Annotated in this window: 19 protein-coding genes and 1 riboswitch; of the genes, 11 read left to right on the top strand and 8 right to left on the bottom strand. The window is 34.3% G+C overall.

All coding sequences use genetic code 11. The features are described 5' to 3' along the window. The first annotated feature begins 73 nt into the window (after nucleotides 1-73). From GJV77_RS07600 to GJV77_RS07585, 4 genes are all read left to right on the top strand, one after another. Nucleotides 74-430, top strand: coding sequence for a PUR family DNA/RNA-binding protein (locus tag GJV77_RS07600; protein WP_155035778.1), 357 nt, complete (start codon nucleotides 74-76; stop codon nucleotides 428-430). Between the two features lie 65 nt (nucleotides 431-495). Then, a riboswitch (Fluoride riboswitch) is annotated at nucleotides 496-559 on the top strand. A 123-nt stretch (nucleotides 560-682) separates the two neighbouring features. Continuing rightward, complete coding sequence (locus GJV77_RS07595) at nucleotides 683-1819, top strand: chloride channel protein (protein ID WP_240142834.1); 1137 nt, start codon at nucleotides 683-685, stop codon at nucleotides 1817-1819. 304 nt (nucleotides 1820-2123) lie between these two features. Further along, the gene (locus tag GJV77_RS07590; protein ID WP_155035776.1) at nucleotides 2124-3680 is read left to right on the top strand and encodes an FMN-binding glutamate synthase family protein; all 1557 of its coding nucleotides are present in this window, start codon (nucleotides 2124-2126) and stop codon (nucleotides 3678-3680) included. Nucleotides 3681-3771: 91 nt separating this feature from the next. Continuing rightward, a complete protein-coding gene (locus GJV77_RS07585) occupies nucleotides 3772-4671 on the top strand; it encodes a DMT family transporter (RefSeq protein ID WP_155035775.1) in 900 nt (299 codons plus the stop codon). Nucleotides 4672-4685: 14 nt separating this feature from the next. Here the strand turns inward: GJV77_RS07585 and GJV77_RS07580 are convergent, their stop codons facing one another. The 3 genes from GJV77_RS07580 to GJV77_RS07570 all read right to left on the bottom strand — a co-directional run bounded on the left by GJV77_RS07580 (nucleotide 4686) and on the right by GJV77_RS07570 (nucleotide 7839). Further along, nucleotides 4686-5633 (bottom strand): pyridoxal-phosphate dependent enzyme, encoded by a 948-nt coding sequence (locus GJV77_RS07580; protein WP_155035774.1) that lies wholly within the window; start codon nucleotides 5631-5633, stop codon nucleotides 4686-4688. Nucleotides 5634-5699: 66 nt separating this feature from the next. Next, nucleotides 5700-6632, bottom strand: coding sequence for a peptidylprolyl isomerase (locus GJV77_RS07575; RefSeq protein WP_155035773.1), 933 nt, complete (start codon nucleotides 6630-6632; stop codon nucleotides 5700-5702). Between the two features lie 49 nt (nucleotides 6633-6681). Next, nucleotides 6682-7839 (bottom strand): MFS transporter, encoded by a 1158-nt coding sequence (locus GJV77_RS07570; protein ID WP_155035772.1) that lies wholly within the window; start codon nucleotides 7837-7839, stop codon nucleotides 6682-6684. Nucleotides 7840-8006: 167 nt separating this feature from the next. Between GJV77_RS07570 and GJV77_RS07565 the strand changes: the two genes are divergently transcribed. Further along, nucleotides 8007-8339 carry a DMT family transporter gene (locus tag GJV77_RS07565; RefSeq protein ID WP_162521586.1) on the top strand — a complete coding sequence of 111 codons (333 nt, stop codon included), beginning with the start codon at nucleotides 8007-8009 and terminating at the stop codon, nucleotides 8337-8339. Nucleotides 8340-8397: 58 nt separating this feature from the next. After that, nucleotides 8398-9081: a tRNA (guanosine(37)-N1)-methyltransferase TrmD gene (trmD, locus tag GJV77_RS07560; protein ID WP_155035770.1), complete on the top strand. Its 684-nt coding sequence runs from the start codon at nucleotides 8398-8400 to the stop codon at nucleotides 9079-9081. A 76-nt stretch (nucleotides 9082-9157) separates the two neighbouring features. Here trmD and GJV77_RS07555 read toward each other — a convergent pair whose 3' ends face one another. After that, a complete protein-coding gene (locus GJV77_RS07555; RefSeq protein ID WP_155035769.1) occupies nucleotides 9158-10222 on the bottom strand; it encodes an SMI1/KNR4 family protein in 1065 nt (354 codons plus the stop codon). Nucleotides 10223-10927: 705 nt separating this feature from the next. Continuing rightward, a complete protein-coding gene (locus GJV77_RS07550; protein WP_155035768.1) occupies nucleotides 10928-12298 on the bottom strand; it encodes an aldehyde dehydrogenase in 1371 nt (456 codons plus the stop codon). Nucleotides 12299-12647: 349 nt separating this feature from the next. Between GJV77_RS07550 and GJV77_RS07545 the strand changes: the two genes are divergently transcribed. The 5 genes from GJV77_RS07545 to GJV77_RS07525 all read left to right on the top strand — a co-directional run bounded on the left by GJV77_RS07545 (nucleotide 12648) and on the right by GJV77_RS07525 (nucleotide 15002). After that, on the top strand, nucleotides 12648-12860 hold the full coding sequence (locus tag GJV77_RS07545; RefSeq protein WP_155035767.1) for a TM2 domain-containing protein: 213 nt from the start codon (nucleotides 12648-12650) through the stop codon (nucleotides 12858-12860). A 28-nt stretch (nucleotides 12861-12888) separates the two neighbouring features. Next, nucleotides 12889-13215: a TM2 domain-containing protein gene (locus tag GJV77_RS07540; RefSeq protein ID WP_155035766.1), complete on the top strand. Its 327-nt coding sequence runs from the start codon at nucleotides 12889-12891 to the stop codon at nucleotides 13213-13215. Beyond that, nucleotides 13184-13519: a DUF2752 domain-containing protein gene (locus GJV77_RS07535; RefSeq protein WP_155035765.1), complete on the top strand. Its 336-nt coding sequence runs from the start codon at nucleotides 13184-13186 to the stop codon at nucleotides 13517-13519. The genes GJV77_RS07540 and GJV77_RS07535 overlap by 32 nt, the downstream gene beginning before the upstream one ends. Before the next feature lie 208 nt (nucleotides 13520-13727). Continuing rightward, on the top strand, nucleotides 13728-14078 hold the full coding sequence (gene rplS, locus GJV77_RS07530) for a 50S ribosomal protein L19 (RefSeq protein WP_155035764.1): 351 nt from the start codon (nucleotides 13728-13730) through the stop codon (nucleotides 14076-14078). A 192-nt stretch (nucleotides 14079-14270) separates the two neighbouring features. Then, entirely contained in the window at nucleotides 14271-15002 is a 732-nt protein-coding gene (locus tag GJV77_RS07525; protein WP_155035763.1) for a glutamine amidotransferase-related protein, read from the top strand. Between the two features lie 58 nt (nucleotides 15003-15060). On the opposite strand, the gene GJV77_RS07520 is transcribed toward GJV77_RS07525, so the two are convergent. From GJV77_RS07520 to GJV77_RS07510, 3 genes are all read right to left on the bottom strand, one after another. After that, nucleotides 15061-18732 carry a M1 family aminopeptidase gene (locus GJV77_RS07520; RefSeq protein ID WP_155035762.1) on the bottom strand — a complete coding sequence of 1224 codons (3672 nt, stop codon included), beginning with the start codon at nucleotides 18730-18732 and terminating at the stop codon, nucleotides 15061-15063. A gap of 3 nt (nucleotides 18733-18735) precedes the next feature. Then, a complete protein-coding gene (locus tag GJV77_RS07515; protein WP_155035761.1) occupies nucleotides 18736-19611 on the bottom strand; it encodes an ABC transporter ATP-binding protein in 876 nt (291 codons plus the stop codon). 84 nt (nucleotides 19612-19695) lie between these two features. Further along, entirely contained in the window at nucleotides 19696-20577 is an 882-nt protein-coding gene (locus GJV77_RS07510; protein WP_155035760.1) for an outer membrane beta-barrel protein, read from the bottom strand. Nucleotides 20578-20838: the final 261 nt, after the last annotated feature.

Here is a 20838-nt window from a genome sequence, read left to right as displayed (position 1 = left end):
TTGGTTAATTAAGTTTTTTTTTAGAATTTTGGATACATATATGAACAAATCGATTAATTGATAAGAAGGAATTATGAGAGATAACGAAATGTTAGAAAAAGAGGAGATTTTCTCAAAAGTATTAAGAGCAGGTAGACGAACTTATTTCTTTGATGTAAGAGCAACAAAAGCTGATGACTACTACATCACTATTACAGAAAGCAAGAAGTTCACAGAAGATGATGGGTCATTCCACTTTAAGAAACATAAAATCTACTTATATAAAGAAGATTTTGGAGCCTTTAGAGAGATTTTAGATGAGATGACTGACTATGTTATCGATAAAAAAGGAGAAGAAGTTATTTCTGAAAGACATCAAAAAGATTTCAAAAAAGAATATCAAAAAGAGGAAGTGAATTCATTCACAGATGTAAGTTTTGATGATATTTAATAAATATTAAAAACTAAAAAAGGTCTAATTCGAAAGAGTCAGACCTTTTTTATACCTTTGTATTATCATTTTTTGGCAATGATGTCTGCCACGAACCGCACTTCTCATGCTGATGACGTCTACTCTATATCAAATATTAATTTTATTTAATTGGACATGACGCACACTAATTTAAAGGCATTACACAATTTCTATTCAAACAAAAAGCAACTATTTATCTACCTCCTAAAATGGACTCTCCTAAGTCTAATTATGGGAGCATTAATAGGCGCTGCTTCTGCATTATTTCTTTATTTATTACACTTTGTCACGGACTATCGTACAAATCACATTCATATAATCTACCTTCTTCCTCTTGCAGGACTCTTAAGTGGCCTGATATATCATTACTATGGAGGAAAAGCTAACTTAGGCAACAACTTATTGATTGATGAGTATCACGAACCTAAAAAAGTAATGCCATTAAAGATGGCTCCTTTTGTACTTTTCGGAACACTTTTAACTCATCTATTTGGAGGATCAGCAGGTCGTGAAGGCACAGCTATACAAATGGGAGGAGCAATAGCCGATCAATTTTCAAGATTCGTAAACTTACTATCAACAGACAGAAAGACTATTATACTTATGGGAGTTAGTGGTGGTTTTGCCTCTGTATTTGGTACACCTCTAGCAGGAACCCTATTTGCCTTAGAACTTATGCTCGTAGGCAGCGTATTATACCAATCTATATTTCCTACATTAATGACTGCTTTGGTAGCTCACTATGTCTGTATTTTGTTAGGAACCACACACACAACATATATACAAGATAGTATAGCTATATTTGATCTAATCACTATAATAAAAGTAATAACCGCCGGAATAATGTTTGGTTTAGCAGCAATTCTATTTATAAAAGCAACTGACATTTGGGCTAGTTTCTTAAAAAAAAGCATCACTTACCCTCCACTCCGTTTATTTATTGGAGGGATTGTATTCTTATTCGGAATTTTCTTGATAGGAGATTACAAATATCTTGGTCTAGGAGTTCCTGTCATAGAAGATGCTTTTATCAATCATCAAGAAAGTACCGTTTTCATATTAAAAATAGTTTTTACTGCGATTACCTTAGGAGCTGGGTTTAAAGGAGGAGAAGTAACACCTTTATTTTTTATAGGAGCAACACTAGGAAGCTTTTTAGCAGTATATCTGAACGTACCTGTTGACTTTTTAGCGGCAGTAGGTTTTGTAGCTGTTTTTGCAGGCGCGACTAAAACTCCTTGGGCTTGTACCTTAATGGCAATCGAACTTTTTGGCAGTGAAAATGGTGTCTATTTTGCTATAGCTTGTACCATCGCATTTCTAATCTCTGGTAAACACACAATTTACAAATCACAAAAGTTTACTTAAAAGCCCTAAAATCATCAATAGTGTTCAAACTTAATCTTCACAAATATCATATTTACAAACAATTACTAATTAAATGCTAAATAATTATCAATATGGTAGTTTTCAGTGTTTATACTGTCAAAATAATAATTACAAAAACTCGGTAAATTCAAAATCTTTGCTACCTTTGCCACGATTTACACGTAAATATTGGGTTGTTTTTATCCTATAAAAATACCCAATATTAATATGTAAGTTATAACTAAACAACCGTAAATAACATTTACAAACTAAACAACAATAAGATTGCATTAAATTCTATTTTATGTTTCACAAAAAATTCCTTAACAGATTTACTTTTGGACAATTAACCATTGCAGTAGTAGTAGCTTATTTAGCATACTCCATCTTTTCACTAGTTATGAATCCTAGTTCAGTAGTAGCTATTGTAAATATTGTCATTTCTGGATTCTTAATGACTCTTACAGTAATCGATTTGAATCAAACTAAACACACGATTCGTAAGAACTATCCTATTTTTGCGCGTTTCAGATATATGTTCGAATCCATTCGTCCTGAAATGAGACAGTACTTTTGGGAAGGAGAATTAGATGGTAAACCATTTAATAGACGTGAACGTTCAATTGTATACCAAAGAGCTAAGAATGAAAAGCAAACTGTTTCGTTTGGTATGCAAGATGACCCTAATAGAATTGGTTACGAGTGGGCTTCTCACTCAGTATATCCTAAACACGTAAACGACACAAACTTTAGAGTTAATATCGGTAGTGATCTTTGTACACAACCATACAGTGCTAGTATCTATAATATCAGTGCTATGAGTTATGGTGCGCTTAGTAAAAGAGCAATTACAGCACTTAATGAAGGAGCTAAAATAGGTAACTTCGCACACAATACAGGTGAAGGTGGTATCAGTCAATACCACAGATCAGGTGGGGACTTAATCTGGCAAATTGGTACAGGGTACTTTGGTTGTCGTAATGAAAAAGGATTTTTTGATGACAATCTATTCGAAGAGCGAGCAAACTATCCTGAAGTAAAAATGATTGAAATCAAGCTGTCTCAAGGAGCTAAACCTGGACATGGTGGTCTATTACCTGCTGAGAAAAACACAGAAGAAATTGCTAAAATCAGAAGCATTGTACCCCATACAACAGTTCACTCTCCTTCTGGACACACAGCTTTCTCTACTCCAACAGAATTAATCCATTTCATCGAAAAATTAAGAAAACTATCGAATGGAAAACCTGTAGGTTTCAAAATTTGTATTGGTAGAAAAGATGAATTTACAGCAATCATCAAAGCAATGGTTGAGACAGGTATCTATCCTGACTTTATTACTGTTGATGGTGCAGAAGGTGGTACTGGAGCAGCTCCATTAGAGTTTATTGATTATATGGGTATGGCATTAAACGATGCATTAGTATTCGCAAATAAAACATTAATAGAAAACGGATTAAGAGATAATATAAAATTATTAGCTTCTGGACGTATAATTTCAGCATTCGACATAGCTAAAGCTATGGCTTTAGGAGCAGATGCATGTTATAGTGCTCGTGGTATGATGTTCGCTTTAGGTTGTATTCAAGCATTACAATGTGATAGTGGTCACTGTCCAGTTGGTATTGCAACGCAAGATGAGCAATTATACTCTGCTTTAAACGTAACAGATAAGAGAAAACGTGTAGCTAACTTCCACGCAAACACAATGAAAGCTCTTGGAGAGTTCATCAGTGCTTGTGGATATGAAAAACCAGTAGAAATAGACCCTAAAACATTCCACAAAAGAGTAGATCACGGAGTAAACAAAAGTTTCCAAGAGATGTACTTTGGAGAATTAGACACAAGAAAGAAAGCTTAATCCAAAGCTAACTAATCAATACCAAAAAAGACCACATTAGTGTGGTCTTTTTTTATACTTTAGAAAAACTAAACTAGTAACAATACAACCGATGAAAATAAAACTTAAACATTGGATTACTTTAATTATTCTCTCTCTTATTTGGGGATCTTCTTTTATTCTTATCAAACGTGGTCTAGAGTATTTTACCCCAATTCAGGTGGGAGCTTTAAGAATTACTTTCGCTGGTTTATTCTTACTTCCTATATCAATAAAGCATATTAAACTAATGCCCAGGAAAAACTTCACATGGCTTGTAATGACAGCTGTTGTTGGTAGCTTCATTCCTATGTTCTTATTTCCAATAGCAGAGGTACACTTACACAGTTCGATAGCAGGAATACACAATGCGTTAATGTCTATATTTGTTATCATTCTAGGGGCATTGTTCTTCAAATACAAAACACATTTAGGAGAAATTACTGGTGTAGCATTTTCCTTTATTGGCGTGGTAATGCTTTTACAAGGCCCAGGTTCATCAACTGCAATTGCTAATGAATGGTTTTATCATTTATTACTTATCATAGCAGCGCTCATGTATGCATATAGTGGGGTATTAACTCAAAAATACATGGGTAGTATTCCTCCTTTAGTATGGACAGCCTTTATAGAATTTATCTTATTAGTTCCTGCTTTAATAGTACTGATCAGTACAGGATTCTTTCAAACAATATTTGAACACCCAGAAGCCTTAAAAGGTCTCGGCTTTGTTTTCTTATTAGCCTTATTTGGTAGTGCATTAGCAAATATATATTACTATAAACTCATAGCAGAAACTAATGCGAGTTTTGCTTCTTCTGTTTCCCTATTAATGCCTTTAATTGCTTTTGGTTGGGGCTTATTAGACGGAGAGCAATTGGGTTGGATACAAATTTGTGGTGGTTTACTAATTGTCGCTGGTTTATACTTTGGTAGAAAAGAAATAACGATAAAAAGAAAGGTGTTGAGATAATCAACACCTTTCTTTTACTTATCGAATGGCAATCTATCCAAATCAACGTTACCTCCTGACAGTATTATTCCTACTTTCTTCCCTTCAAATAAAGGTCGTTCCTTGATTAACACCGCTAAGGCCACCGCACTACTTGGTTCTACAATGATTTTCATACGCTCCCATATCACACGCATAGCAGAAATAATCTCATTCTCTCGTACACGTACAATACCTTTCACCCCCTCTTTAATTATTGGAAAATTAACATCACCTAAATTAGTACGCAAACCATCCGCAATTGTATTTGTACTCTCATTAAAAGTGATTTCTCCGGATATTAGAGATTGATATGCATCATCTGCTTCTAATGGCTCTCCCGCATAAACTTCAATCCCTTCCTTCCCAAATACCTGAGCAGCAAGAATAGTTCCTGCCAACAAACCTCCACCACCAACAGGTACTATAATAACATCTAAATCAGGATGTACCGCTAACAACTCCTTAGCAGAAGTCGATTGACCAATAATCACATCACGATTATTAGATGGGTGAATAAATGTAGCTCCTGTCTCCTCCATCCATTGACCACAAACACGCTCTCTAGAATCCATTGTTGGGGCACACTCAATAACTTCTCCACGATTAATTAATACAGCGTTTTTCTTCACATAAGGAGCATCATGTGGCATAACGATATAACATTTGACACCCAATTTCTGAGCCGCTAATGCTAAAGCATGCGCAAAATTGCCTGAAGAATGCGTAATTACTCCCTTAGCTCTTTGAGTTTCTGACAGCTGCAATATTGCATTTGTTGCACCTCTCATTTTAAAAGAACCTGACTTCTGAAAATTTTCACACTTAAAATAAAGATCATTGCACAAAAAATTCTCTATATGCTTAGACTCCATAATCAAAGTATGTTCTATATAATCACTTATACGAGCACTACACGCTTCTATTTCTTGCCTTTTATCCATAATTACTATAAAACTAAAAAACTCTCAATCATATGATTGAGAGTTTTTTAGTTTATTGATTTTGAACTATTTTACGTCCATTAACTCTACGTCAAATACTAATGTAGCATGTGGTGGAATAACTCCTCCTGCACCATTTTCTCCATATCCTAAATAAGAAGGAATAACAAATCTGGCTTTGTCTCCAACTTGTAACAACGCAATACCTTCGTCCCATCCTTCAATTACATATCCCTGTCCTAATGGGAATTCAATTGGCTTTTTGCGCTTATATGAATTATCAAATTCTTTACCATCTGCCAATGCCCCTTTGTAGTGTACAGAAACTGTTCTTCCTTTCTCTGCTTTTTTACCAGTTCCCTTAACAATCATCTGGTAACGCAATCCACTCGCTGTTTTTTCAAATCCTTCAGCAATTGCATCTACTGCAGCATCTGCTTTTGCTTTTGCCTCTACTAACCTTCTCTCTCTAGCTCCTTCAAAAACTCTAAAAGCTTCTACTGCATTCCATTTCTCTGCAGCCTCTCCTACTCTTACAATTTCTATAGAATCTATCGAATCTCCTTGAGCAATTGCATCTACCACATCTTGACCACTTACCACATGTCCAAATACGGTATGTTTTCCGTCTAACCATGGTGTAGCTACGTGTGTGATGAAGAACTGAGATCCATTTGTACCTGGCCCTGCATTAGCCATTGATAAAACTCCTGGCTTATCGTGCTTTAGTGAAGGATGAAATTCATCATCAAACTTGTATCCTGGTCCACCAGACCCCGTTCCTTGAGGACACCCTCCTTGAATCATAAAATCAGGAATTACACGGTGAAATTTCAACCCATCATAGTATGGATTTCCTTGAGTCTTTGCTGTATTTTCTAATTTACCCTCTGCTAATGCAACAAAGTTACCTACAGTTCCTGGTGTTAAATCATCTGTTAATTTTACAAGGATTTCTCCTTTTGATGTATTAAATCTTGCGTAAATACCGTTTTCCATTCTTGTCGTTTTATTTTATTTAATGATTGCCTCAATGGCAAAATTATAACTATTTATTCTTTTTTGTCTTTAGAAATATGATAAAAGATAAAGACGCTAACAGCATTCCTCCTACACAAACTCCTATCCATCCAAAATATTTCCACAAAGATAGCCCAAAAGCCGAGCCAAAAGCCGTTCCTAAGAAACTAAATGACATATAGACAGTATTTAGCCGATTCCTCGCTTCAGGTAATAAGGAATATATTCGTGTCTGATTTGATACGTGGATTGTCTGTAATCCAAGGTCTATCAAGATAATCCCTATAATTATTCCCACCACAGAGGCACTTGACAAGGCAAATACTACAAAACTACAAAATGTCAGTACTATGCCATAAAGTATCAGACGACTTGCCCCTCCTGCTCCACCGATCTTACCCACTAATGGTGCTGCAAATGCACCACAGGCTCCTATCAATCCAAATGAACCAATTAGTGCTGTATCATAGCCAAAAGGCTCGTTGTGCAATAACAATACCATCGTAGTCCAAAAAACACCAAACTGCGCAAATGCTAAACTAGTTATTATTGTTGCCTCTCTTAAAATTGGTTGTTCTCGTACTAACACAAAAAGCGATTGATACAAACTCTTTACTGTTCCTTTAAATGTAGGCCTATTAAGTGGAAGCAGCAACTGAATCAATAAAACTAACAACAAACTTATCCCTGATGCAATCCAAAACATGCCTCGCCAACCAATCCATTCACCAACAAAACCACTCAACGTGCGTGAAAACAAGATACCGATCAATAAACCACTTACCACGGTACCGATTACTTTTCCTCTTTGTTTATCCGAAGATAAACTAGCCGCCATAGGTAATACTAATTGTGGTACAATAGAAGTTGCTCCCAATACAAAACTTACAACTTGTAACCATACAAATTCTGTAATTACAGCCATCAACCCTAGTGCTACTGTTGCTAGAATTGCTGTAAATGTTATTTGACGCTTGCGCTCTAACTTATCTCCTAAAGGAATCATCAAAAACATACCTATTGCATATCCTGCCTGGGTTAAATAAGTTAAGGTTCCAGCTTTTTCTTCAGAGACATGAAAGTCTTCTGCAATCAACGGTATTAACGGCTGACAATAATACAAATTAGCTACTATTAACCCTGTAATAGTAGCCATAAAAAACACATTCCCTTTTGATAGACTCATAGCCACAAAAATAAGACATCTCTAATAAAACGAACCATAACTCTCCCGCAATACGCTACGTGAATAAATAATTTTAACACCGTTTTCTATAAAGATATCACATTATAATGTTGTTTAATACAGCGATTAAAACAGTTCATTAATTATCTTTGTTTGAAATTAAATACGTGAAAAACTTCCTGTTTTTATTAGTAGCCATTATTTTAGAAGTAATTGCTACCTCAACACTAAAAAAGAGTGAAAATTTCACCAAGATTATCCCTACACTAATTACACTTGTTGGATATGCTGGTGCATTCTATTTTTTAAGTTTAACCCTACGTACTATACCCATCGGTATTGCCTATGCTCTGTGGTCAGGTATTGGTATTGTACTCGTTACAATAGCTGCCTACTTCATTTACAAACAAAAATTAGACTTACCAGCTATAGTAGGAATAGCATTTATAATCATAGGTGTCATTATCATTCAAGTATTTTCAAAAAGTAACGCACACTAATCCTGTTTTGTTTACTAACAAATAGCATTGTACATTTGCACAAATTTATCATAGAATCATGCGTATAGATATTATCACAGTATTACCCGAATTAATCGAAAGCCCATTTCAAGCTTCTATTCTTAAACGCGCAATCGCAAAGGGGTTAGTCGAAGTTCATTTTCACAACCTACGTGACTACAGTACTAATAAGCACAAAAACGTAGATGACTATCAATTTGGCGGTGGTGCTGGTATGGTGATGAGTATAGAACCCATTGATAAATGCATCTCTGCACTAAAGGCGGAGAGGGACTATGATGAAGTTATATATATGACACCTGATGGAGAAACTCTAAACCAGCAAATGGCAAACGGTATGTCTATGCTGAAAAACATCATCATTTTATGCGGACACTACAAAGGAGTAGACCAACGTGTACGCGATCACTTCATTACGAAAGAAATTTCTATTGGCGATTATGTCTTATCAGGAGGAGAATTGGGAGCTGCCATTTTATGTGATGCTATTATTCGCTTAATACCTGGAGTATTAAGTAACGAAACTTCAGCATTAACAGATAGTTTCCAAGACAACCTGCTAGCACCACCAATTTACACAAGACCAGCAGAATACAAAGGATGGAAAGTGCCTGATGTACTTCTTAGTGGTAATTTTGCAGTGATAGACAAATGGAGAGAAGATATGGCCTACGAACATACCAAAAACAGAAGACCAGACTTATTAGAAAAAAAAGACTAATATAAAAAAGGACTATCCACTGTGGATAGTCCTTTTTTAGTATTACAATTACTCTATTTAAAATATGCCTGATTTTTTAAAACGCTCCGTTTTCTAAAACAAACTCAAACTTCTCGTCACTATTCGCCTTTGTATAGACAATTTCATTTTCGATCAACTCTTTTAAACTACTTGCCACCACATTTCGCTGCCATGATTCATTTTGAAGTTCTATAATTTGTCCATAGACACCTGATTCACTTGGATCCGTATCATATAGCAAATAGTCGCCATTTCTGCCTTCGGCGATAGGTATCCAGTGTTTGTTTACATAGCCACGACATTTTAATTTTTTGTCAAACTCAGCTATTAGTTCTTCTTCAACTTCTTCGTCTTCGTCAATCACCCCATTAACTTCTTCCCATTCCTCAACTATTTTTTCAAACGGAAGCAAATCGTATATCCAACCATTCACATTAAAACCAAAAACTGATGTAACAGCATTCCAATATACATCTCCACCTTTGTAAAAGTTAATCAACTCAGCAGGCAAAGTCAACTCTTCAGAAGAACTTAGCACAGCATTAAGCTCTTCTTGAGTAATTCCTGGCTTTAAATTGTAATACTTGTTTTGCTTATCTACAAATTCAAGAATATTCCCTTTCCAATTAGTCCATATATCTTCAAGATAAGCGAATTGAGGATCAACAGCTAAAGTATCTATCGATTCCTCCTCACTATATGCTCGTATCGTTAAAGATTCCAATTTTCCATCTCTCATACCGTACCAAACACAGACATCACAAAAAGCAAAAGCTCCATAAGGATCCTCTGGCCAAAGTTTAACACGATCCTCTTTATTGATTTCATAATAAGTCATTGGGTCATAATCGTCACTTATTGTAATCGTTCCACTAAAGACTGATCGAGGAGCATTCCTATGTTCTGCTTTAACAAAAGGAACTTCTATACCATCAACTTTTCCCTTTTCCTTAGCAAAAGCCCTCAATCCTACTTCATGCCATATATATATTGTATTTGCTTTTGAAGATACAATTTCTGGTTGTCCAATTTCACTGATTAAGGATTCAATAGGAATAGGAAAATCATAATACGTATCATTAATCAAAAAGCCCACATAACGAAAATTCAAATTTACCATCGTAGTTTTTTTTCGAAAGTAGTAATTTTGTTTCTATTCAAGAAAATTATTTTTTAAAACATAAATACTGTCAATACCTCCATTTTATCAACTTTTTGATTAAAACATTCTTGGCAAACTAAAAACAAATCAGTAAACACTTTAATATAAAGTAAAACTTCACTTTTTTACAGTTTTATTTGTATAGAACTCCTTCATCATAGACTACAGATTTGTGTTTTTTACTGCTCTCAAAATGAACCGTAAAAAAACAAAAAAGTTAGTTCGAAAACGACAAAACTAACAACTAAACCAGTAAATTCAAGGCTTTACGTTTTTTTCTCAAGTATTGTTCGGAGTATTTTCGGAAGAAGTGCCGGAAACAGGCAGATTTGCCAAAGAAGACTCGCAGAAGTATCGGTAAAAGCCTTATAAACACTAACCTAACCACTGTTTTTAGCAGTCCTTTGAACGAAATAGATAAGACATGATGAGAAAATAAAACACTTTAAAGAATTGTGTTTTTTACAGCAAAAAGAAGTATATTTATTTACTTTGAATATTGATAAGTATCAAACACTCAGCACTTATGAAGTAAATACCTTGGTACAAATATACAAATCTACCACCAGTTTAATTCATTATTTTTCACCATTTATCAGATAATTTTGCTAAAATATTCATTCAAAAATCAAATCAATCTACAACTATTCTCTTCCTCAATATTCATAAAAAACGCTTCAAAAGTTTCATTATCCCTTCTGAGTAGGGAGGGTACTTCAACGGCGATTCAAACCAAAAAGACTTAGATAAAACACTCTTAAAATGAGAGAACGTTTCAAAACCAGATTTCCCATGATAACTTCCCATACCACTTGCTCCCACTCCCCCAAAAGGTAATGAGTGTTCGGTCAAATGCATCAGACTATCATTCACAGCACCTCCTCCAAAGGACACTTCCTTAAGAATACGATTTGTTTTTTGTTTATCCTTTCCATAGACATAACAGGCTAATGGTTTAGAGTGCAGCTTAACATGATAAATAGCCTCTTCTAATTGATCAAAAGAGAGAATTGGTAATATAGGACCGAAAATTTCCTCTTGCATTATTTCATCGTCCCAATTAACCTCATCTAATAACGTAGGACTTATAAAACGCTGATCTCTATCTACTTTACCTCCATAGCACACTTTTGGTGAACCTAGGAACTTAGCTAATCGATCAAAGTGATTCATATTAATAATCTTCAGGTAATGATCGACCTGCTCACTCGACGACTTTGGGTATTTATCCATTTCAAATTTTAACTGAGTGACCAAAGCTTCTTTTATTGAAGATTCAACGAGTACGTAATCAGGCGCAACACAGGTTTGTCCTGCATTTAACAGTTTTGCCCACACCAATCGTTTAGCTGTCAATACAATATCACAATCTTTTAATACAAATGTTGGGCTTTTGCCTCCAAGCTCTAACGTAACAGGTGTCAAGTTTTTTGCAGCAGCAGCATAGACTATCTTGCCTACTGCAGTACTACCTGTAAAGAAGATCTTATCAAATGGTAACGCTAACAAATCTGTCGTCTCATCTATACCTCCTTCCACAACATAAATCAATTCCTTCGGGAAATGACTATTGATTAAATCTGCCAAAACAGCAGAAGTTTGTTTCGGTAACTCACTAGGCTTGACAATTGCTGTATTTCCAGCTGCAATAGCAGCTATAGCTGGAACCAAAGATAATTGATAAGGATAATTCCACGCACCTATAACTAGAGTGACTCCTAAAGGCTCTGGAATAATATACCCCCGTGAGGGAAAATTCACTAAACTAGTTGATACTTTTTTGGGTTTACTCAACTGCTTGATATACTTAATAAAATAGTCAATTTCCTTATAAATAATAGACAATTCTGTAATATACGTTTCAATAGAGGACTTGCCAAAATCTTCGTGAATAGCTTTCATCAAAGCCAATTCATTGGTCTGTATGACTTCTTTTAATTTCTTAAGGTGCGCAATGCGAAAAGAAATACTCTTGGTCTCATTGCTATTAAACAAAAATTTTTGCACCGAAAACACCTCTTTAATACCTATCATAGCTCATTTCAAAAATTATACTAACTCAATCCAATTTATAAAGAGCTCAAGTTAAGTATTTATCCTTTTCCATTCACGAAAATATTCTTGTTCTTACCTATATTAATGACAGGTCTTCACTCAATCAACACAAAAAATAACTAAAAACATTACCAAACCTTAAAAAACATAAATAGCATCTAATCTGATTTTTTTTTACTTTTGACCCTGAAGTTATCCATATAGTCATTTCAATTAATGATAGTTGATTATTCTGGAAGTTCACTATTACTAAACAATATATCATATACAAATAACGGGGCAGCTGAAAAACGAAAAGAGTAGGCAAAAAGTAAAAAACACTTATAAAATGGCAGAATTAAAACCAGTACAATCAAAAACAACAATGATCTTAATTAGCATCTTCTTAGGAGGGTTAGGCATTGACCGATACTTAATGGGATATTCAAACTGGTGGTTAAAATTAATCACTTTTGGAGGATGTGGTATTTGGACGTTAATTGATTTAATCAGAATTATCACTGGTAGTATGACAATGGCTGACGGAAGAGAATTGAGTTAATTCCAAAACAGAAAATTTTCAACAAAACATGAAAAGTATCAATGAAAAATACTGCTCCGAATGCGGAGCAGTAATTAATGCGAAAGCAGAAATATGCCCTCGATGTGGGGTTAGACAACCTGGTGTTTTTAACCAACAAGCAAATGAAGACAAAAATAGATGGCTTACTGCTGTATTACTTTGTTGGTTTTTAGGTTTCTTAGGTGTACATCGATTCTACACAGGAAATACAGCAATTGGTATCGTACAACTGCTTACTTTGGGAGGTTGTGGGATTTGGGTTATCGTAGACCTTATCTTATTGGTTTCAGGAAACTATAAAGATGGAGAAGGAAATATTATTAAAAATGGTTAAGACCTTAATTAACTATACTAAGCATAACTTTATTATTGCATTAATTGGATTTTATTTTATTTTCTCCGTAATAGTAAGAGCTATGACAGGTATCAATATTTGTATGCCTTGCCTGTGGAAGACACTCTTTCGTGTAGAGTGTCCAGGTTGTGGTCTAACCACCGCCTTTGAACACCTGATACAACTCGAACTTCACAAAGCCATTTCTAGCAATTGGTTAATTTTGATTATTGTACCTTTTGGTTTACTCTATATAATTAAAGACTTTATCGCTTTCAAAAAGAAAAACAAGGCACTTAACTAAAGCTCTATCCTTTTCCTACAGTAATCAACTATTCTTCTATGTAATTGATGAAATATAAAAAGAGTAAACAGTAATGAATCAATCAATTGTAAAAAATTAAAAACGGTTATATTTCAAAATATTTTTATATATTTGCGCACGATTTAGACCAACCTCTGGCGAGATCCGTGTATGTTGCTCTGAAAATAACAATTTCACATTTTTCACAATGGCAGATTTAATGAAATTCGTTCAAGACGAATTAATCACAAAAAAAGATTTTCCACAATTCAACGCTGGAGACACAATTACAGTTTACTACGAAATTAAAGAGGGAGAGAAAAAAAGAACTCAGTTCTTCAAAGGAGTAGTTATTCAAAGAAGAGGACATGGTGCTACTGAGACTTTTACAATCCGTAAAATGTCAGGTAACGTAGGAGTTGAGCGTATCTTCCCTATCAACATGCCATCTTTAGAGAAAATCGAAGTTAATCAAAGAGGTAAAGTACGTAGAGCACGTATCTTCTACTTTAGAGAACTTACTGGTAAAAAAGCAAAAATCAAAGAAAGAAGAAGATAATCAACTTTCTGAGAGTTATAAAAAAAGAGATTGTTTATATAAACAATCTCTTTTTTTTTTTTGAAGCTATCCTAAAAAAGCAAAAGACCTGTGTATCTCATAGCTTGGACTGGTTATATTTTCAAAATCTGGATTATCTCTATTTACTAGCTACCTAATAATTTTGTTACTATATAGAAAACACATATCAAGATGCATATACACTTCATCATACACGAACACTTTGAAGGTCCTGGAGCTTACCTTACATGGGCTCGTTTAAACAATCACAAGATAACTATGACCAAACTGTATGAGGGAGAAACCCTTCCTACAGCCATAGATTCAATTGACTTACTAATTGTTTTGGGAGGTCCTCAGCATCCGAGAACAACAACAATAGACTGTCCTTACTTTGATGCACAGGCCGAAACTCAACTTATCCGCCAATGTGTCGATCAGGGAAAAGCTGTAATAGGGGTATGTCTAGGAGCTCAACTAATAGGGGAAGCATTAGGACAGCAGTTCAGTCATAGTCCTGAAAAAGAAATTGGTGTGTGGCCAATTACCTTAAGCCCTTATGGAAAAGAAAACAACAAGTTTAAACATTTCAAAGATAAATTAGCTGTAGGCCACTGGCACAATGATATGCCAGGAATAACTACTGATGCTAAGATAATTGCTCATAGCGAAGGCTGTCCACGTCAAATCGTAGAGTACACTAATCTAGTTTATGGATTTCAATGTCATATGGAATTTACTCCTGAACTAATCGAACTATTAATCACTAATGACAGAGACAATATAGTGAAAAATAGAGACAAACGCTTCATACAATCTCCTGAACAACTAAGAGTTCAAAACTACACACAGATGAATGAAGCTCTTTATACCTTTCTAGATCAGTTGGCTATAGACTATCTTCACAGCTTAAACCTAAAGTAATTAAGAAAATACTATAAAAAAGAAACGCTACTAATTACAGTAGCGCTTCTTAAATTAATTATAGTTTTCTGCGGTTGTCATACGAACGGGTATCAATCAATTTATTATAAGGATCAATACCAACTTCTGTTGGCTTTTCATCAACAATGATTGTAAACTCATTATTAACCTTATCAACTTTTACCTTTTGTAAATACAGTACTTTCTCTTCACCTGTCTTCTCTTTTTTATCTAAGATACTCTGTGTCGAAGAAAATATTCCTATTTCAATATAATCAGCCAATGGCAATGACTGTATTTCTTCTTCTTGTTTTTCTTTCTTAAATGTGATTGTTTTACCATCTCCATCATCAAATAACTTTTCACCTTTCTCTCCGGAACGATATTTACTTACTATAGCTTTGATTTTCACTTCATATTTACCTCCTTCAAGCTCCTTAACCTCAACATTGTCGATGTAATTATCATACAACGTAATTGTCTCAAACATATCTTTCACTAAATACTTAAGCGAATCTGGAGTAGCTACGTAAATATCATCTACTAACTCTTTTGCTACCGTATAAGGTGCATCTTGAAACCCTACTTTTTCAATATAACGTTTCAACACATTGTTTAAATGCTCTTCCCCTAAAAAGTCACTCATTGCATAAAATACTAAAGCTCCCTTATTGTAGTGAATATACTGTTGATTCTCATTATACATCAATGGCAACTCTTTATTGCTTTCCGACCTTCTACCTCCTAAATATCGATCCAAGGCATCTTTTAAGAATTTACGCATTTGTCCTTTGCCATAACGGTGCTCTAACACTTTCAAAGAGCTATACTCAGACAAACTCTCAGACATCATCGTCGCTCCTTTAACATTAGCACCAATTACTTGGTGTGCCCACCACTGATGAGCTACCTCATGAGAAGTAACAGAAAATGGATAGTCTACTGCATTATCATTTGAATCATCTACTTTAGCAATAAAACCAATGGTCTCAGAAAAAGGTATCGTATTCGCAAAGGATTGAGCGAAAGATCCAAGTGTCAAAGGAAACTCAATAATACGCACTTGTTTATGCTGATATGGGCTAAAGTTTTCAGAATAATATGCTAATGATTGTTTTACTCCATTGATCATTCTATCAATATTATAATCGTGATCTTTATTGTAGTAAATTTCAATATTTACATCATTCCACTTATCTCTTTTTACTTCATACCTAGCTGAATTATAAGCAAAGAAACTCAACATCTTCTGATCCATTTTATAGTGAAAATAGTTTCTTCCACCTTCAGTCCATTGCTTCTCTAAATACCCTGGTGCTATAGCAATCTGGTCACCTGCTGTACTAACAGTAGTCTCAAAAGTAATCCAGTCTGCATCACTCGCTATATAAGTATTCTGTAAGGCCTCTTGATCTGTCTGCTCTGCCATACGCTCTCGCTCTGGAAGGTCATACTTCTTGCGAACCTCATTATCAGACAATTCTTGACCTCTCTGATATCCTATGTGTGGAAATAGTCCATTGTTAATAAATGTTCCATTCTCTAATATCGGAGAATTAGCATGTAATAATGTATTCGGCTTATTTTTAACAACAAAGCTAAATTGAATAGAATCATTCGGTTGTAATCTCTTCTTCAACTTATAGAACTGGTAACCACTAATACTATCATTCGCTATTAGTTCTCCTCCTTCAATACTTATCTCATTCAAATATTCTGATCGATAATTAACCAACAACGTATCGATTACTTGAGTTGATTTATTCTTAAGAATATAAGCACCACTCGCTTTAAAATCTCTCGTATCTGGATAAATATCCATATCTACCTTTGTATCAACAATTCTAGGTTGTACGAGTTTTTCATATTTCTTATACTTCTTCTCAATATCAACAGTTAACAACTCTTCATCCTTTGATGATCTATAGTCGTTCAAAACTGTGCTATCATAATACAAATACCCTCCCATTGCTATAAAAGACATTCCAAATACAGCCATTGGAATAATCACTGACGAAGTAGCTCGCTCTTTAGCTACACTCCAACGCTCTTTGAAACTACTAAATACCCCTCGTCTCCAAAATAATAATGTCAAACAACTTAAGAAAGCAACAAATAACATCCAATAGATTGCGTAAATAATGAATTTAGATGTTCCTGATCCAAAACCGTCTAAGTCGGAATAAGTAGGAGTTGGGAGTTCATTAAAATAAAACATCAATTGCTCAATCCCAATCTTATCAATTAACGGCCAAACAATACTTATCGCTAATAAAGCAAAGAATCCAAATACATAATTCTTAAAAACATTCTGTATAGCTATACTCATCAATGCCCATATAATAAAGCCTATCCAGGTAAACCCTACTAAGCTCTTTAAATAAAGACCTATTTCAAAATTGTAATACCCATGATAAATCTGAATACCAAATCCCGCTACTACTATAACCAACAATAACGTTAATTGCATCAAGATTAACGCAAAGAATTTTGACAAAAAGAATACCCAGTTTGGTGTAGCTGTTGCATCTACAATTAAGTCCATTCGGGATAACGAACCACGCTGAATTAATAATCCTGCGCCTAAAAATGTATTGATAATTATAAAGAACTGAAATGTACTTCCTGGCACTAAAAGTATTTGTCTAGTTAATGGTAGTGTCTCTGTTCCATACATCTTCATGGCAAATGAAGACACCAATATCATAAACAACAATCCTATACTAGCTAAAATCAAGAAGATATTATTCTTCACTAAATATTTATAATCTACTTTCGTAAAAGCAAATACATTATTCCAATATTGTCCAGTCGTAAAGCTATAGTTTACTTTCGGCAAGTCAATAGGTATAATTCCGCCAAAGTTATTTTTAGTCAGGCGCTCTCCTTTAACCTTTTTCTTTAAACTAAAAGTAAAACCAGTCTGTGAAAACTGAAAAACACTTCCTGAAAACAATAAGAAAACAACGCTTATAGCCAACCATACAAGACGATTATAAACAAACCATTTCTCCAAAGGAAGGTCACTAAAATTGATATCGTAAATTGTCCAATACTGTGTATAATATCTTAATGCTTGCTGAGCCGACGGATCTAATATAGACGCAATTACTCTATGCTCTTCCTCACCTGCCAAAGAATTTATAAATCCTTTAAAAATCATCATCGCCAATATGAAAACAAAACCTATATAGATGTTACGCGAAAGTGTCACTAAAACAAACACTATAGCTCCCATTAGTAACATATTCGGAATAATAATATAAAGATATACCTGTAAGTAGTTCCATAAAGTATTCGGCCCAACCAACGTAGAGTTGGCCATTGGAGAAAGAGTAGCTAGATAAGCACCTACTCCCATCATTACAGAAATAATTAAAGTAACAGTAAATGCGCTTAGAAACTTACCTGCTAAGTAATCAAACTTCGAAAAAGAATACGAATACAAAATATGGTGTACATTATATTTATAGTCCCGATATATTGCTGTTCCTATTATAGAAGGAAACAAGAAATACAATAAAGAATTAAATGATTCTATCAGTGAGTTCAACATCAAAGGAGAGTTCATCTTCAACAATGACGATGTAGTAGCTGTTCCTTGATCAAACACACCAATAGATGCTGCCATACCAAAGAATGCCATCGCAAAAAAGAGTACTACATATACGTAGAATACCCAACCTTTGAACCAACGTTTAAGCTCAAATGAAAATATAGTTCCAAACATCGTTTAATCGTTTTTAAGTGCAACAAAATATACATCCTCTAAATTTGGCTCTACCTGCACAAAGCCTGCTGTATCCAATGAATCCTGCGAATAAACTCTTATGTTAATTCTATTTTCTTGATTGTATTTACTAGACAATATACTTAACTCTTTATTATACTCTATTGCCTCTTCTCTACTAACTTCTTTATTCCAAATCAGACCTTTCAATTCTTCCTCTGCTCGTTTCGGTGTACTACGAGCTAATAACTTTCCTCCGTTTAGAATAGCCATTTCATGACATAACTCATTGACATCATCAACAATATGTGTCGAAAAGATTACTGTATGGTTTGTTCCGATTTCTCTTAATACATTTAAAAAGCGGTGTCTTTCTGCAGGATCTAATCCCGCTGTTGGTTCATCAACAATAATTAGTTTAGGATTGTTTAACAACAACTGTGCGATACCAAAACGCTGTTTCATACCCCCTGAATACCCACTTACACTCTTGCTTCTTACTGCATACAAATTTGTTACATCAAGTACTCGCTTGACAATTTCTTTGCGTTCTGAATTTTTAGCTATACCCTTTAAACGAGCAAAATAATCTAATAAGTCTAAGGCAGACATATTAGGATATACACCAAAGTCCTGTGGAAGATAACCTAATACTTTACGAAAGTCATTCTGTTGTTCTAAAACATTGACATCTCCGAAGTAAATACTACCACTATCTGGCTTTTGCAGAGTCGCTATTGTACGCATTAAAGATGATTTACCTGCTCCATTAGGACCTAAAAGTCCAAACATTCCAACACCTATTTCTAAGTCTAAGCTATCTAATGCTTTAACGCCGTTTTTATAAGTTTTACTTAAGTCTTTAATCACTAATTTCATAATAATTTTTTTTGATACATCTTATTAGTATAGTTTCTTAAAGAAATGTTACAGTATTTTAAAAAAAGAAAACAACTTTTATATTTACCACTTCGTCATATAGCGTACTTTAAGTCCAATAGATGCATTGCTATATTTTATTTTCTTACCTAAAGACTCTACTAACGTACTCAATTGTAAAGGGGTATTTTCATTACCTGTATAATCAAGTAATAAGGCATCTGAAGACTCGATCTTACTCGCTTGATTATTCAATCCTATATCTGCATATAGACCCACGTAAATATGTTGTTTAAAAGCAATTTGCTTTTTCATACCAACCTCAATTAACCAAGACAACCTATTTCCGATTGATACTTCTCTGTTTTCAGTCAATGCTCCAAAACTTCCTAACCCCATAAAGCCAGGAGAGGTCAATGCCACATCATAATCCTTTAACGTTAATGAAGTATTTACATCTTGCCACTCCATTTTTGCCTGACTTTGAATAGCAAAAGCATATACAAACCCCGTGCGTATTGACACATCTACCTTTCCCTCTATCACATACTGAACAGTCAGAGGGACCCCTATAGTAGTAACATCCCAAGACTCTTGATATAATCCTGACGTATATTTAAAAGTTCTTGTTTCTTCTGCTTGAATATCTCTTGATTGGCTAATATCTGAAGCTTGAATGCCTACTTTTCCTTTACTTAACATCAGCCCTGTTCCTATTGAAAAGTTGCGTTTCTTGTAGTAATCATATAAAACATCTAACTTGTATTCTGCTCCTATTTTTCTATCAAAGTTTTTAGGGATACTACCATATAGTATAGTTCCTCCGACACCCAATCCAACTGATAACTCATGTTTCTCTATTACTTTCTTTTCCTGAGCTTTCAGCTGATGGTTAAAAAATAAGGCTAAACCCAAGTAGCATAATAGTTTAAATCCTGTAACGTTCTTATTGCTATTTAATTCCATATCTATTATAGTTTTTTGTCTTCCTTAAAAGTAAATAAAAAGACTGATTTACAACAACATAACAAAATATTTTTAAAATACTTAGAAACTGTTTAAAGCTTTATCATTACTAAGATTAGACAATCAATCAGAAAAAAGACTTCCGATCATTTAAACTAAACAGTCTTTTTTAGATCGTAATTCTTTACATTTGAAGATAAAGAGACTAAAAAAAGAATTATAAGACCTTAGATTCAACAAATAAATGCAACAGCATTTAAA

The sequence above is a fragment of the Myroides pelagicus genome (assembly GCF_009711055.1).
Lineage (GTDB): Bacteria > Bacteroidota > Bacteroidia > Flavobacteriales > Flavobacteriaceae > Flavobacterium > Flavobacterium pelagicum.
Note: the sequence above shows the minus strand (reverse complement) of the source record. Positions and strands in the feature narration are given on the sequence as shown.